Raw genomic sequence first — 12,993 nt, 5'->3', positions numbered from 1 at the left:
GGCACTGGCCCAGCTACGTCCGCGATCTTCGGGAGCCGTTCCACCTGCTGTGCCCCGCTGTGGGAGGAACCTTCGGTTCCGCGGGGGCCGGACGGCCTCGCCCGCCGCGACGCGGGTGCGTGTGGTCCGTGCGAGTCTGGAGAGACGTACGGGTACGGGCGGAGCCGCTCACACCCCGGGGCGGTTCCGTGCACACGAGACGGAAGGGCACACCATGGCTGACACCTCACTCGCGGGCCGCCGGGTTCTGGCGATCGTCACCAACTACGGCGTGGAACAGGACGAGCTGGTGGTACCGGTCGAACAGTTGCGGGAGAGCGGCGCCGAGGTGCACGTGGCGGCCGTGTCCCCGGACGAGATCCGCACGCTGGTCGGCGACAAGGACCCGGGCAGGACCGTACGGCCGGACCTGACGCTGGCTGACGTCGACCCCACCGCGTACGACCTGCTGCTCATCCCCGGCGGGACGCTGAACGCGGACACCCTGCGGCTCCAGGACGAGGCGCTGTCGATCCTCCGGTCGTTCACCGGGACCGGGCGACCGGTCGCCGCCATCTGCCACGGGCCCTGGGTGCTGGTGGAGGCCGACGTGGTCGACGGGCGGACTCTGACCTCCTACGCCTCGGTACGGACGGACATCCGGAACGCCGGTGGCACGTGGGTGGACGAGCCGGTGATCAGTGACAACGCGGGCGACTGGGTCCTGGTCACCTCCCGGACGCCGGACGACCTCGGCCCCTTCGTCCGCGAGGCCAAGGCCGCGCTCGTCGCTTCCACCGGCTGAGAATTCCACGAGGAGCCAGCGATGACGCACGCCGCGATCTTCGACGTCGACGGGACGCTCGTCGACACCAACCATCTGCACGTGACCGCGTGGTGGGATGCCTTCCGCCAGGCCGGGCACCGCGTCGCCATGCACGACATCCACCGGGCGGTGGGCCTGGGCGGGGGTGATCTGATCGCCGGGCTCCTGGGCGACCAGCGCCGGGCGGAGGAGGACGATCGCATCAGCGCCGCGCACACGACGCTGTACGCCACGTACTTCGACCGGCTGCCGGCGTTCGTCGGGGCGGCCGACCTGCTGCGGGAACTGTCCGGGCGCGGCTGGCACGTCGTGCTCGCGACCTCGGCGACCGGCGCCGAGCTCGACGCACTGCGCCGGGCGCTGGACGCCGACGACGTCATCCGGGCCACCGCCTCCGCCGACGACACCACCGAGGGCAAGCCCGCCCCCGATCCGGTGGAGCACGCGATGGGGCTGGTCGGCAGCACGGCGGAGACCTCCGTCTTCGTCGGCGACACCGTGTGGGACATGCGGGCCGCCACGCGGGCGGGGGTCACGGCGATCGGGGTGCTGAGCGGCGGGATCGCGCGCGAGGACCTCGTGGAGGCCGGGGCCGCCGGGGTGTACAGCGATGTCGCGGACCTCCTGAACCGGCTCGGCAGGAGCCCCTTCGCGCTCCCGGACGTCGGCTGACGGACGAGTACGGTCCGGGCGGCTCCCGTCAGCCCCGATCCGGGAGCATCTCCGAGGTGATCGCCCAGCGCTCGTGGTCGCGCCAGGCCCCGTCGATGTGGAGGAAGTCCGGCGAGAACCCTTCGAGCCGGAAGCCGGCCCGCCGGACCAACGCGATCGAGCCCGCGTTCGCCGGCTGCACATTGGCTTCCAGCCGGTGCAGCCCCAGCGGGCCGAAGGCGTACCGGAGGACGAGGCCGAGGGCCTCGGACATCACTCCCCGCCCGGCGGCGTGCGCGAAGGCACCGTATCCGAGGGCCCCGCAGCGGAAGGCTCCGCCGACGATGTTGTTGATGTTGACGAAGCCGGCGATCGCACCTCCCGCTGCCCGTTCGCCGACGAGGAAGCCCTCCTTGTCGGGGCTCTCCAGCAACCGTCCCGCGTAGGCGGCGTACGCCTCCTCCTCGGTGGGCGGGAAGAGCCAGGGGTGGTGGAGGGAGCGGCTCTCCCTCGCGCGCGCCGTGAACTCGGCGGCGTCCTCGGGGGTGAAGCGGCGCAGCGAGGTCAGCGGTCCTTGCGGGAGGTTCGCGCCCCCGCCCGTGACGGTCGGGGCGGGCGCGGGCGTCTCGGACGCGGCGGACACCTGGGCGTACGGGGCGCCGACGGCATGATCATCGGGTACGTGCATCGGCCCACGGTAGGACGGGTCGCGCGGAAGCGAAAATCTCCGCCCGGAGGCGCTCCCCCGGCCGCGCCGCTCACCCTCCGCTCACCGGCGTCCGGGCGTCATTTGTGCCGACGCCGGAACACGTATCCGCCGCAGACCAGTCCGGCGAGGAAGACACCCAGGAGGGCGAGCCAGAGAGGCATGGTGACCGTGGGGATGATGACGCGGATGGTCACCTTCCCGGTGTTCACGCAGATGAAGACGATCGCCAGCACGGCGAGGACGGCGACGGCGACACGGCCGGGGGTGAGCAGGCCGTTTCGGGCGCTGCCGTCGCTGGACACGTTCTTGGGACTCATGGGTCCGGCCTTTCCTGGTCGCCGGAGCAGCCCCGCGCGGGTCGGGCCGGACGCGACCGCCCTCCGGCGACCAGGATGCCCCGGCGGACACCCCACGACCGGTGGTGTGCGTCCGTTCGGGTGATGCGGGCGGTACGGGGGTCAGCCGGCCGGGACCACCGGGAGTTCCAGCACCCCGCTGTCCTCCGGGGTGCCGGCGATGGTGACCGGCTTGGGGCCCCGGTTGCCGTAGTACGCGGTGTCGCTCCCCGCGATCACGAGGCGGAGCCGGTGGCCGCCGGCGAACCGGTGGACGATGCCCGGCAGCCGCACGGTGAAGGACCGGGTCACGTCGGGTACCCGGACCGGGGCGACGAGCCGGTGGACGAGTTCGGCGGTCCCGTCGGGGGCGAGGTCGTACACCTTGACGAAGAGCACCAGCCGGTCGGCGGCGTCTCCGCTGTTCTGGACGCGCTCCGCCTTCGGGGAGGACACCCGCAGCCGGACGCGGGGGGCTCCGACGACGTCGAGGTCGCCGGCGAGCGGGGAGGAGGTCCACGCGAGGTGGGTACCGGGGGTGTCGTACGGGTCGATGTCGGGGAGTCCGGTGAGGCCGGAGAGCGAGGTCTCCGAATGACTGCTGGGCAGCGGCCGGTTGGTGTACGTACGGCTGCCGGTGACCACGTCCGAGCGGTGCTCGGCCAACTTGCCGTCACCGGACAGGTACCAGGCGCGCGAGAGTACGGGTGGCGCGTCGGCGGTACCGTAACCGCTGGTCCAGTCCCGGTAGTACGCGAAGGCGGGGCCGGTGTCCGCGGGCTGGTGGCGGAGGTGGCGGTCGAACCAGGCGAGGATGCGCCGGCCGACGTAACTGGTCTCCAGATTGCCTTCGGACAGGTCGAGTTCACCGGGGGTGGCACCGCCTCCGCTGTGCCCCCATGCCTGCCAGATCATCTTGGCGGTGGTGCCGTGCGCCCGGAGGGCGTCGTACGTGGCGGTGGCCTCGTTCAGGTTGAACAGGGTGTCGGCCTGGCCCTGCACCAGGAGGGTGGGCGCCCCGACCCGGTCGAGGTAGGAGGCCGGGGAGACGCTGCGCGTGTAGGCGAGCACGACCTCTGACTCTCCGGCCGGATAGCGGCCGGAGTTGAGGAAGCTGATGGTCTCGCAGGCTCGCGGGGTGAAGTGGAGGCAGTTCAGTTTTCCGAAGCGTGACGGGTCGAGGCTGGGGGCGAGCAGCGGCTGTCCCTCGCCCATCAGGTAGAAACCGTTGGTCCACTGCCATTTGAAGACGCCCGGGGTGCGGGAGGCAACGGCGCTGCCCGTGACGTTGTTGGGTGCGAGGGCGTAACCGAGGTCGTTCCAGGTGATGAGGGGGACGAGCGCGTCGACACGCTGGTCGACGGCGGCAGTGGCCAGTTGGACGGCCCCGCCGTACGATCCCCCGATCATGCCGACGCGCGGGTCGCCCGCCCCGTCGAGCAGGACGAAGTCGGCCCGGGTGCCGTCGTCCGCCGCCCGGGTGCCCGCGAGGAAGCCGATCAGCCCGGAGGCGGCCTTCCCGTCGGCCTCCGGGGCGTCGAGGCTGATCAGGCAGCCGGACCGGCCGAAGCCCAGGCCGGAGTAGACGAGCCCCACGTACCCGCGGGCGGCGAAGGCCCGGCCGAGGGCGTCGGTGGAGCCGTCCGACTTGCTGCCCGCGAACCCGTTGGTCGCCAGGACCGCCGGTGCGGGATGCTCCGCATCGGCTCCGCGCGGGCGGTAGAGGTCGGCGTCGACGGTGCAGTCGTGCCCGCCCGCGCGCACGGTGAACTTCAGCGGGGTGAGGGTGTACGGCTCCTGTGCCGCACGGGCCGGTGCGGCCAGCACGAGCGGGGCGGTGAGTGCCGCTCCGGTCATGGCCGCTCCGGCGAGGGCCGCGAACGGCTTTCCGAACCTGGCGACGACACCTGACACCGCGGACCTCCACACCCAGGGGACCGGGACCACCGGCCGACGCCTGAACAGAACATCGGAACGTCGAGACGCACGGGGCACGCGCGCCCCCGGCCACGCTCGGCGCGGGCTCCACCGGACGAGTCGGCCGACGCGAGAAACAGCCAGGTCACCCGCTCGATGATGACAGAACGTGCTCATGCTGTGACACGGAGCACTCCTCTGTCAACGCTCCGGCGGCGGATTCGCTCCAGGGAGTCGCGGGCCGGAGAGCGGAAAACGCCCTTGCACCGGCACGCGTCAGCCGTGTTTCAATCGCGGGATGGATCTTCTGCTGACGGCGAGCGGCCTGCGCAACGAGACGCTGCGGGGCGCGCTGCGGGACATGCTGGGAAAGCCCTTCGGATCGGCGAACGTCGTGTACGTTCCCACGGCGTCGATCGCCGAGCCCGGCGACCACGGGTGGCTCCTCGCGGACATGAACCGGCTGCACGGCCTCGGCTGGCGCGAGTTCGACATCCTGGAACTGAACGGCCTGCCCCGGCAGATGGTGCTCGACCGGTTGCTCCACGCCGACGTCATCCATGTCGCGGGCGGCAACCACTACCACCTCGCGCGCAGCATCTCGGGCAACGGCCTGGCCGACGGCTTCCTGGCGGCGCTGGAGAGCCGGGTGTACGTGGGGATGAGCGCCGGATCGATGATCTTCAGCCAGAACCTCACCGCGCACTCCGCCGACATCATCGGAGATGCCGAGGACCTCCACGTGCTCGGCGCGACGGCCGTCGAGCCGCCGTTCGGCCTCTTCGACTGGTACCTCAAGCCCCATCTGCACTCGCGGGACTTCCCCGAGCGCGACGACGCCTGGGCCGACCGCATCGCCGCGCAGGCGGACTTCCCGGTCTACTTCCTCGACGACGACACGGCTGTTCGCGTCAGGGACGGCGAGGTGGACGTCGTGTCCGAAGGCCGGTGGCGCTTCCATCCCTGACTCGGCGTGCGGCCGCCAGGACCCTCCTGAGCGGCGCTGCTCCGTCCGGCGGCCGTTCGGTCCCGGGGAGTCCGCCCCCGGGACCGCCGGACGTAACCCGCCGTCAGATCAACGCGGGTACCTCCACCGTGAGGGTCGCCCGGCCGCCGTCCGCCGGGGCGTCGAGCACGGCGGGGAGTCCGAGCGGGACGGTGAGCGTGGTCGGGCCGTGTCCGAACCCCAGCTCCTCGACGACGGGCACCCCGAGGGCGCCCAGCCGGTCGGCGAGCACCGCGCGGACCCGGTCGTACGGTCCGCAGCTCTCCCACGAGCCGCAGACCACTCCGGCGACCCCTCTCAGTGCGCCGGAGCGCAGCAGGCGGGTGAGGAAGCCGTCGATGCGGTACGGGTCCTCGGTGACGTCCTCGATGAGGAGGAGGCCGCCCCGGGCGGAGGTGCGGGCGCCGGGGGTGCCTACGTCGGCGGCGAGGAGGCTGAGGCAGCCGCCGTAGGTGACGCCCCGGGCACGTCCCGGCACCAGGGAGGCGGCGGCCTCCAGGCCCAGGGTCCGTACCGACCCGGGTTCGAAGAGGGTGGTGCGCAGGCCGTCCTGGGTGGCCGCGTCCTTGAGGAAGGTCTCGGCGCCGACCATCGGGCCGAGCAGGGTGGAGAACCCGGCCCGCAGGGCGAATGCCTCGTGGAGCACGGTGATGTCGCTGTACCCGACGAACGGCTTGGGGCCGGCCGCGCGGATGGCGGTCCAGTCGAGCAGGTCGACCATGCGGTGTACGCCGTAGCCACCGCGGGCGCAGAGGACCGCGTCCACCGACGGGTCGCACCAGGCTTCCTGGAGGTCCTGGGCGCGGTGTTCGTCCGTCCCGGCGAGGTAGCGCAGTTCGGGGTGGACGTCGCGGGCGTGCGGGGCGACGACGGGATCGAGGTCCCAGCCGCGCAGGACGTCCAGTCCGGCGTCCATCCGCTCGGCGGGTACCGGCCCGCTGGGCGAGACGACGACGACCCGGGCGCCGGGCCGGAGCCTGGCGGCCCGCGCGAGCGGTGCGGGGTCTGTTCCGGCCGGGGTGCCCGCGGGCGAGGTTCTCATCGCTTCAGTTCCAGGACCGGGACGTCGACTCCGTCGATGCCGAAGGTCTGCGCGTAGAGCGAGAGTTCGGCCTCCAGGGCGCGGACCATGGTGGCCGCCAGCCGGAAGCCGTGGCTCTCCCCCGCGAAGCTGAGGTAGGCGTGCGGGATGCCGCGTCCCTCGATCGCGGCGAGGAACCGCTCGCACTGGACGGGCGGGCAGATCACGTCGTCCAGGCCCTGGAGCAGCAGGAACGGAGTGCGCAGCCGGTCGGCGCGGGTCAGTGGCGACCGGTCGCGGTAGCGGTCGGGGACCTCGGCGAGCGGGCCGACCAGGGATTCCAGGTACTGCGACTCGAAGTCGTGGGTCTCGCCGACGGCCCAGCCGGTGAGGTCCAGGATGGGGTAGCTGATGGCCCCGCAGGCGTAGAGATCGGTACTGGTGAGGGAGGCGGCGGTGGTCCAGCCGCCTGCGCTGCCGCCCCGGATCGCAAGCCGGGAGCGGTCGGCGGATCCTTCGGCCGCCAGTGCCTCGGCGACGGCGGCGCAGTCCTCGACGTCGACGACGCCCCACTGTTCGCGCAGCCGTTCGCGGTAGGCGCGTCCGTAGCCGGTCGACCCGCCGTAGTTGACCTCCACGACGCCGATGCCGCGCGAGGTGAAGTAGGCGACCTCCAGGTCGAGGGCGAGCGGGACGCGGCTGGTCGGGCCGCCGTGCGCCCAGACGACGAAGGGCGGCAGTTCGCCCTCGGGGCCGGTGTGGCCGGGGTTGCGGGGCGGGTAGACCAGGGCGTGGATGTCGCGGCCGTCCGGCCCGGAGAAGGTGCGCTCCTCCGGCCGCGGGTAGTACGCGGGATCGACGGCGTCGGTGTGCGGCGCGCCGATGATCCGGGTGCGGCCGGTCGAGGTGTCCAGCTCGACGACCTCGTAGCCGGTGTACGGGCCGGCGGCCACGCCGATGACGCGGTCGCCCCGGACGGCCAGGGTCTCGGACCAGGCGGTCCAGGGTCCGGGCACATCGACGAGGTCGCCGGTCTCCGGGTCGAGCACGCCGAGCCGGGTGGTGCCCGTGCCGTGGAGGACGGCGACGAGTCCGTTGTCGAGCCGCTGGAACCAGCGCAGGCCGATCTTCCAGAGCGGTCCGCCGAACTCCTCGGACCGGCCGGGGCAGAGGGTGGTGGTCGGTACGGCTCCGCTCCCGACGGCGTCGGGCCGCACGCGCTGGAGTTGCCACCAGCCGCTGATGTCGGAGACGAAGAGCAGGGAGCCGTCCGGGTCCCACTCCACCTGGCAGACCGATTCGTCGGTGTCGCCGACGAGCGGCCGGATTCCGGTGAAGGTGCCCTCGGCGGTGACCTCGGCGAGCATCACGACCGTGCCGTCCCACGGCATCCGCGGGTGGTCCCAGGCGATCCAGGCGGCCCGGCGTCCGTCGTGCGAGAGCCGGGGCCCGGTGACGAAGCGGTGCCGGTCGTCGGAGAGTTCGCGTACGGCGGCACGGTCGGTGGCGGCGGAGCCGTCCAGCGGTACCGCGGCCACCACCCGGCGCACGTCGGCGGGGCCCTCACCGGTGAACTCCTCCAGGACGCACCAGACCTCGTCCCGGTCGGGGTGGATCTGCGGGTCCACCCAGCGCAGCCCGCCGCCGACGGCGGAGAGCGGGGTGAGCGGCCACGGGGCATCGGGGCCGTCCGGGGCGTACGCGTAGAGCCGCTGGTCGGCGAAGTGGACGAAGACGACGAGCGGGCCTCCCGAGTCGCGGGCGACTCCGGCCCACGGCTGTCCGCCGTATTCGATGACCCGGCTGCGGGCGTTCCACGGTGCGGGCAGCACGGTGGTGATCGCGCCCTCCACGCTCCGGCGCACCAGGGCGCGCCTGCCGCCCTCACCGGGGCGGGGCTCCGTCCACCAGACCTCGTCGCCGACGGTGCCGACGTACTCCGGGCGCCCGTCGTGCGAGGCGGCGAGCGCCGCGTCAACGGGCGTGGACCAGGTGCCGTACGGGGCGGGGAGCGGGGCCGGGTTCGTGCCGGGCTGGTTCGTGATGGGCTGGGTGGACGCCATGGATGATTCCCCCGTCGTGGTCAGGCGCTGCGCAGGTAGTGGTCGAGGACGCGGACCCCGTAGTGCAGGGCGTCCACGGGAACGCGTTCGTCGACGCCGTGGAAGAGCGCCTGGTAGTCGAATCCGACCGGCAGCTTGAGCGGCGAGAAGCCGTAGCCGGTGATGCCGAGACGTGAGAACTGCTTGGCGTCCGAACCGCCCGACATGGAGTACGGGACGGCGTGGGCGCCGGGGTCGAAGAGTTCGACGGCGGCGCGCAGCTTGGCGAAGGTCGGGGTGTCCACGGGGGCCGTCAACGGCACCTCGTGGTGGATGAACTCCCAGTCGACACCCGGGCCGGTGAGCCGGTCCATGGTCGTGCGGAACTCGTCCTCGCCGCCCGGGACCATGCGTCCGTCGACGACCGCGGTGGCGTGGCCGGGGATGACGTTGACCTTGTATCCGGCGTCCAACTGGGTCGGGTTGCTGCTGTTGCGGACGGTCGGTGCGACCAGCGAGGCGGCGGGACCGAGCTTGCCGAGGAGTTCGTCGACGTCGAAGCCGGGGGCGTCGGGATCGACGGAGAGGCCGTGCAGCGCGGAGATCTCGGTGAGCGCCGCCCGCACGGTCGGGGTCAGCCGGACGGGCCAGGTGTACTCGCCTATCCGGGTGACCGCGGCGGCCAGCCGGGTCACCGCGTTGTCGCGGTTGACCTTGGAGCCGTGGCCGGCCCGGCCGTGCGCGGTGAGCCTCACCCAGCCCGTGCCGCGCTCGCCGGCCGCGATCGGGTAGAGGGAGAGGCCGTCGCCCGCGTGGAAGGTGAAGGCGCCGGACTCGCTGATGCCCTCGGTGCAGCCTTCGAAGAGGGCGGCGTGCCGGTCGACGAGGAAGTCGGAGCCGTCGGCGGCGCTGGCCTCCTCGTCGGCGGTGTAGGCGATGACGATGTCGCGGCGGGGGCGGATGCCGGCACGGGCCCAGCCCCGGACGACCGCCAGGATCATCGCGTCCATGTTCTTCATGTCGACGGCTCCGCGGCCCCAGACGACACCGTCGCGCACCTCGCCGGAGAAGGGGTGCACGGTCCAGTCGGCGGCCTCGGCGGGGACGACGTCGAGGTGGCCGTGGACGAGGAGCGCGTCGGCGGACGGGTCGGTCCCCTCGATGCGCGCCACCACGTTGGTCCGGCCCGGGGTGCGCTCCAGCAGGGCGGGTTCCAGACCGATGTCCGCGAGGCGTTCGGCGACGTACTCGGCGGCCGGGCGTTCCTGGCAGCTGCCGTCGCCGTTGTTGGTGGTGTCGATCCGGATGAGCTCCGAGGTGAACGCCACCGATTCGTCGAGGGCCTGCTGGTCCACGGAAGGGGACGGGGCGGGCGACTCAGCCATACTGTTCCTCCACTGCGGCGGACACGATCGTCGTGACCGCCTTGAACGTGCGAATTCCCTCGTACATCGTCGCGCTGGTGTACGCGACGCGCCGTGCGCCGGTCTGCGTGACGCCGGGCACGACGGTGGCCGCGCCGGCCAGGTGCTCGGCGTCGAACTCCAGCTCCACGGCGAAGCTGCCACCGGTGACGGGTTCGTGGCGGACGGCGAGCGACACGGCCTCGGCGGCCGCCGCCCGGATGTCGGCCGCGGTGCGGGCGGGGGTGCGGCACACCGCCGCGTAACGGGACACGTAGTCCTTGACGGCGACCTTGCGGGCGTCCGGGGCGTAGCCCTCGGCGTCCACACAGGTCAGGTCGTCGCCGGTGACCAGCACGACGGGGACCCCGTACTCGGCGGCGACGTGCGCGTTGAGCAGTCCCTCGCTGGCGCGTACGCCGTTCAGCCAGACGCCGGTGATGGAGTTGGCCAGAAAGGTGTGGGCGAGGACGCCCTCGGTGCCGGCGCCCGTGTGGTAGCCGACGAAGGCGACCGCGTCGACGTCCCCGTGCTGGATCCCCTCGACCATGGAGAGGGCTTTGTGCCGCCCGGTGAGCATCTCGACGCGCTCGTCGAGCTGCTCCAGGAGGAGGTTGCGCATGCTCCAGTGGGCTTCGTTGACGAGGACTTCGTCGGCTCCCCCGTCGAAGAAGCCGAGAGCCGCGGCGTTCACGTCCGAGGTGAACAGGGGGCGGCAGCGCTCCCACTGGGAAGCGCCGGGCAGGACGTCGCCCGGCCAGGTCACACCGGTCGCGCCCTCCATGTCGGCGCTGATCAAGATCTTCATGCGCCCCTACGGTACGCGCCCCGGTCCGCGCGGGCCACGGCCCGGGTGGTGAGGTCTCCCGGAGGGCTCCCCCGCCGGTGACCGGACAGGGGCGGCCCGGGCGGCCGGGGGCGGAATCATGCGGTCCGCACGCGTCCGGCCGGCGAGGTGGTGTCCGGCGGATACGACTCGCACACGGCCACCCGCGGCACGTGGCAGCAAGCCGCCCGGGCCGGTGGGAAGGGTCGGACACGGCCTACGCGGACGGTGGGGCCACCACGACGGCGGTGACCGCCAGTCCGTTCCCGGTCAGCCAGCGCCCGTCGAGCGTCCGGGGCAGCGGCGGGCGGCCGGGTGGCTGGGCGGGGGGCCGTGCGAGCAGGCGGGCGGTGAAGGTGCCTCTCGCCGGCTCGAAGCGCAGTTCCGCGTCCTCGAAGCCGAGCCGCTGTCCGGTGTGCGGGTACCAGGCCTTGTAGACCGACTCCTTCGCGCTGAACAACAGGCGGTCCCAGTGGGTTCCGGGCGGAGCGGACTCCGTCCACGCCTGCTCGGAGGGGAGCCCTATCACCTTCAGCACTCCGTCCGGCAGGGGGGCGTGGGGCTCGGCGTCGATGCCGAGCATCGTCACGTCCGTGCCGTGGGCGAGAGCCGCCGCCCGGAACCCGTGGCAGTGGGTGAGGCTTCCCACGACCCCGGCCGGCCAGCGCGGCGCACCGTGCCGGTCGGGCAGCACCGGCGCCGGCGGCAGGCCGAGGGCGCTCAGGGCCCGGCGCGCGCAGTACCGGACGGTGGTGAACTCCGCGCGGCGCTTCTCCACCGCGTCGCGGACGAGCGCGGCCTCCTCCGGGTACAGCTCCGCCCCCGGGGGGTCGGTGGAGGTTTCCTCCACGGCGACGCCTTCGGGCAGGAGCGCCCGCAGCATCACCGCTCCCCCTGGCCCGCCGGGGTGGCCGGGAGGATGCGGCGGGGCGGCACCGTGCGGGGATGGCCGGGCCGTTGCCATTCGCGCGGGTAGCCGACGGAGACCTCCTCGAAGGGCACCCCGTCGTAGACGGTGGAGCGGGGGATGTGGAGATGTCCGTAGACCATGGCCGCGACGGGGAAGCGGCGGTGCCAGTCCGCCGTCGACTCCGTGCCGCACCAGAGCGCGAAGTCCGGGTAGCGCAGGACGTCCATCGGCGCGCGGACGAGCGGGTAGTGGTTGACCAGGACGAGCGGCATCGCCGGGTCCAGCGCGCCGAGCCGTTCCTCGGTCGACCGCACCCGTGCCTCGCACCATGCCTGGCGGCTCTCGTACGGGTCCGGGTGGAGCAGGTACTCGTCGGTGCACACCACGCCCCGCTCGTGGGCGGCGGCCAGCGCCTCCTCGCGGCTGAGCGGGGCGTGGGTGCGGAAGGTGTAGTCGTAGAGCAGGAAGAGGGGGGCGACGGTCACGGGCCCCTCCGGGCCGTGCCAGACCGGGTACGGGTCCTCCGGGGTGACGATCCCCAGGCCCCGGCAGAGCTCCACGAGGTGCTCGTAGCGCTCCACCCCGCGCAGGCGCAACGGGTCCTTGGGGGGTGTCCACAGTTCGTGGTTGCCCGGCGCCCAGACGACCTTGGCGAAGTTCGAGGCGAGGGTGCGCAGGGCCCACTCGATGTCCTCGGACATCTCGCCGACGTCCCCGGCGACCAGCAGCCAGTCGTTCTCGCCCTCCGGGCGGAGAGCGTCGACGATTCTGCGGTTCTCCTCATGGCCGACGTGGAGATCGCTGATGGCCAGCAGACTGCCGGATGTCTGTGACAAGGCTCTTCCTCTCGTCGTCCCCTGGTGTGGAGACGGTGCGTGCCGGTGTTGCGTGTCGGTCCGTGTGCCCATGTTGCGTGTCGGTGCCGTGCGGGGGCGGTGTCGTGCCTGCCGTGTCGTGCGTGCCGTGCCGTGTCGTGCGTGCCTCCTGTGCCTCCTGTGCCTGCCGTAACGCGCGGGATTCGCCTGCCCGGCGTGGACCGTACCGCTGTGAAGGCTGGCATGCCCCGGGGTGCGCGCGGAACCCCTAACTACCCTCGGGAAACAGCCGAGTCGGAGCGCGCTCGCACCTCCGGGCCGTGCGGCGCCGCAGGTTGTCCCACCGGAGGCGTGCACATCCGTCTCACCGCCAACTTCAGCCCCGGTGCTTGCCAGAGTCCCCCGGAAGCCCTCATTTCATCGCAGGTTAAGCATATTTACCTACCTACTTATCGGCACGGCGGCACCCCGCACACCGGCACGCCCCGGCTTCCACGGCGTCCCCGACTTCGCGTGACCCGGCTCACCCCGTTCTGACCATGCGTCACCCGCC

General features: G+C 72.6%; 12 protein-coding genes. 3 read left to right on the top strand and 9 right to left on the bottom strand.

Annotated features, from left to right (window positions below; genetic code table 11):
* The first annotated feature begins 214 nt into the window (after positions 1-214).
* Together ACFYPN_RS30160 and ACFYPN_RS30155 are read left to right on the top strand one after the other, a co-directional pair.
* Entirely contained in the window at positions 215-784 is a 570-nt protein-coding gene (locus ACFYPN_RS30160; RefSeq protein WP_358762115.1) for a type 1 glutamine amidotransferase domain-containing protein, read from the top strand.
* Between the two features lie 21 nt (positions 785-805).
* The gene (locus ACFYPN_RS30155) at positions 806-1,477 is read left to right on the top strand and encodes an HAD family hydrolase (protein ID WP_389302625.1); all 672 of its coding nucleotides are present in this window, start codon (positions 806-808) and stop codon (positions 1,475-1,477) included.
* Between the two features lie 28 nt (positions 1,478-1,505).
* Here ACFYPN_RS30155 and ACFYPN_RS30150 read toward each other — a convergent pair whose 3' ends face one another.
* From ACFYPN_RS30150 to ACFYPN_RS30140, 3 genes are all read right to left on the bottom strand, one after another.
* Entirely contained in the window at positions 1,506-2,144 is a 639-nt protein-coding gene (locus ACFYPN_RS30150) for a GNAT family protein (protein ID WP_358762113.1), read from the bottom strand.
* A 98-nt stretch (positions 2,145-2,242) separates the two neighbouring features.
* Positions 2,243-2,482 carry a LapA family protein gene (locus tag ACFYPN_RS30145; RefSeq protein WP_358762112.1) on the bottom strand — a complete coding sequence of 80 codons (240 nt, stop codon included), beginning with the start codon at positions 2,480-2,482 and terminating at the stop codon, positions 2,243-2,245.
* A gap of 141 nt (positions 2,483-2,623) precedes the next feature.
* Positions 2,624-4,357 carry a CocE/NonD family hydrolase gene (locus ACFYPN_RS30140; RefSeq protein WP_358762169.1) on the bottom strand — a complete coding sequence of 578 codons (1,734 nt, stop codon included), beginning with the start codon at positions 4,355-4,357 and terminating at the stop codon, positions 2,624-2,626.
* 358 nt (positions 4,358-4,715) lie between these two features.
* On the opposite strand from ACFYPN_RS30140, the gene ACFYPN_RS30135 reads away from it, so the two are divergent.
* On the top strand, positions 4,716-5,384 hold the full coding sequence (locus ACFYPN_RS30135; protein WP_358762111.1) for a Type 1 glutamine amidotransferase-like domain-containing protein: 669 nt from the start codon (positions 4,716-4,718) through the stop codon (positions 5,382-5,384).
* 103 nt (positions 5,385-5,487) lie between these two features.
* Here ACFYPN_RS30135 and ACFYPN_RS30130 read toward each other — a convergent pair whose 3' ends face one another.
* The 6 genes from ACFYPN_RS30130 to ACFYPN_RS30105 form a co-directional block, all read right to left on the bottom strand.
* Positions 5,488-6,465 carry an LD-carboxypeptidase gene (locus ACFYPN_RS30130; protein WP_358762109.1) on the bottom strand — a complete coding sequence of 326 codons (978 nt, stop codon included), beginning with the start codon at positions 6,463-6,465 and terminating at the stop codon, positions 5,488-5,490.
* Complete coding sequence (locus tag ACFYPN_RS30125) at positions 6,462-8,507, bottom strand: prolyl oligopeptidase family serine peptidase (protein WP_358762107.1); 2,046 nt, start codon at positions 8,505-8,507, stop codon at positions 6,462-6,464. The genes ACFYPN_RS30130 and ACFYPN_RS30125 overlap by 4 nt, the downstream gene beginning before the upstream one ends.
* A 20-nt stretch (positions 8,508-8,527) precedes the next feature.
* Positions 8,528-9,871, bottom strand: a complete 1,344-nt coding sequence (locus tag ACFYPN_RS30120) for a M20/M25/M40 family metallo-hydrolase (RefSeq protein ID WP_358762105.1) — start codon at positions 9,869-9,871, stop codon at positions 8,528-8,530.
* The gene (locus tag ACFYPN_RS30115; protein ID WP_358762103.1) at positions 9,864-10,697 is read right to left on the bottom strand and encodes a M55 family metallopeptidase; all 834 of its coding nucleotides are present in this window, start codon (positions 10,695-10,697) and stop codon (positions 9,864-9,866) included. Before ACFYPN_RS30115 ends, ACFYPN_RS30120 begins: the two co-directional genes overlap by 8 nt.
* Before the next feature lie 235 nt (positions 10,698-10,932).
* Complete coding sequence (locus ACFYPN_RS30110; RefSeq protein WP_358762101.1) at positions 10,933-11,598, bottom strand: 4'-phosphopantetheinyl transferase superfamily protein; 666 nt, start codon at positions 11,596-11,598, stop codon at positions 10,933-10,935.
* Positions 11,598-12,533 carry a metallophosphoesterase family protein gene (locus ACFYPN_RS30105; RefSeq protein ID WP_389302620.1) on the bottom strand — a complete coding sequence of 312 codons (936 nt, stop codon included), beginning with the start codon at positions 12,531-12,533 and terminating at the stop codon, positions 11,598-11,600. The genes ACFYPN_RS30110 and ACFYPN_RS30105 overlap by 1 nt, the downstream gene beginning before the upstream one ends.
* Positions 12,534-12,993 lie beyond the last annotated feature (460 nt).

Source organism: Streptomyces sp. NPDC005576, from assembly GCF_042871745.1.
GTDB lineage: Bacteria > Actinomycetota > Actinomycetes > Streptomycetales > Streptomycetaceae > Streptomyces.
Note: the sequence above shows the minus strand (reverse complement) of the source record. Positions and strands in the feature narration are given on the sequence as shown.

What these genes read in the sequence shown, in the direction of transcription:
- ACFYPN_RS30160 (WP_358762115.1), top strand. Translation starts at nt 215, where the DNA reads ATGGCTGACACCTCACTCGCGGGCCGCCGGGTTCTGGCGATCGTCACC.
- ACFYPN_RS30155 (WP_389302625.1), top strand. Translation starts at nt 806, where the DNA reads ATGACGCACGCCGCGATCTTCGACGTCGACGGGACGCTCGTCGACACC.
- ACFYPN_RS30150 (WP_358762113.1), bottom strand. Translation starts at nt 2,144, where the DNA reads ATGCACGTACCCGATGATCATGCCGTCGGCGCCCCGTACGCCCAGGTG.
- ACFYPN_RS30145 (WP_358762112.1), bottom strand. Translation starts at nt 2,482, where the DNA reads ATGAGTCCCAAGAACGTGTCCAGCGACGGCAGCGCCCGAAACGGCCTG.
- ACFYPN_RS30140 (WP_358762169.1), bottom strand. Translation starts at nt 4,357, where the DNA reads ATGACCGGAGCGGCACTCACCGCCCCGCTCGTGCTGGCCGCACCGGCC.
- ACFYPN_RS30135 (WP_358762111.1), top strand. Translation starts at nt 4,716, where the DNA reads ATGGATCTTCTGCTGACGGCGAGCGGCCTGCGCAACGAGACGCTGCGG.
- ACFYPN_RS30130 (WP_358762109.1), bottom strand. Translation starts at nt 6,465, where the DNA reads ATGAGAACCTCGCCCGCGGGCACCCCGGCCGGAACAGACCCCGCACCG.
- ACFYPN_RS30125 (WP_358762107.1), bottom strand. Translation starts at nt 8,507, where the DNA reads ATGGCGTCCACCCAGCCCATCACGAACCAGCCCGGCACGAACCCGGCC.
- ACFYPN_RS30120 (WP_358762105.1), bottom strand. Translation starts at nt 9,871, where the DNA reads ATGGCTGAGTCGCCCGCCCCGTCCCCTTCCGTGGACCAGCAGGCCCTC.
- ACFYPN_RS30115 (WP_358762103.1), bottom strand. Translation starts at nt 10,697, where the DNA reads ATGAAGATCTTGATCAGCGCCGACATGGAGGGCGCGACCGGTGTGACC.
- ACFYPN_RS30110 (WP_358762101.1), bottom strand. Translation starts at nt 11,598, where the DNA reads ATGCTGCGGGCGCTCCTGCCCGAAGGCGTCGCCGTGGAGGAAACCTCC.
- ACFYPN_RS30105 (WP_389302620.1), bottom strand. Translation starts at nt 12,533, where the DNA reads ATGGGCACACGGACCGACACGCAACACCGGCACGCACCGTCTCCACAC.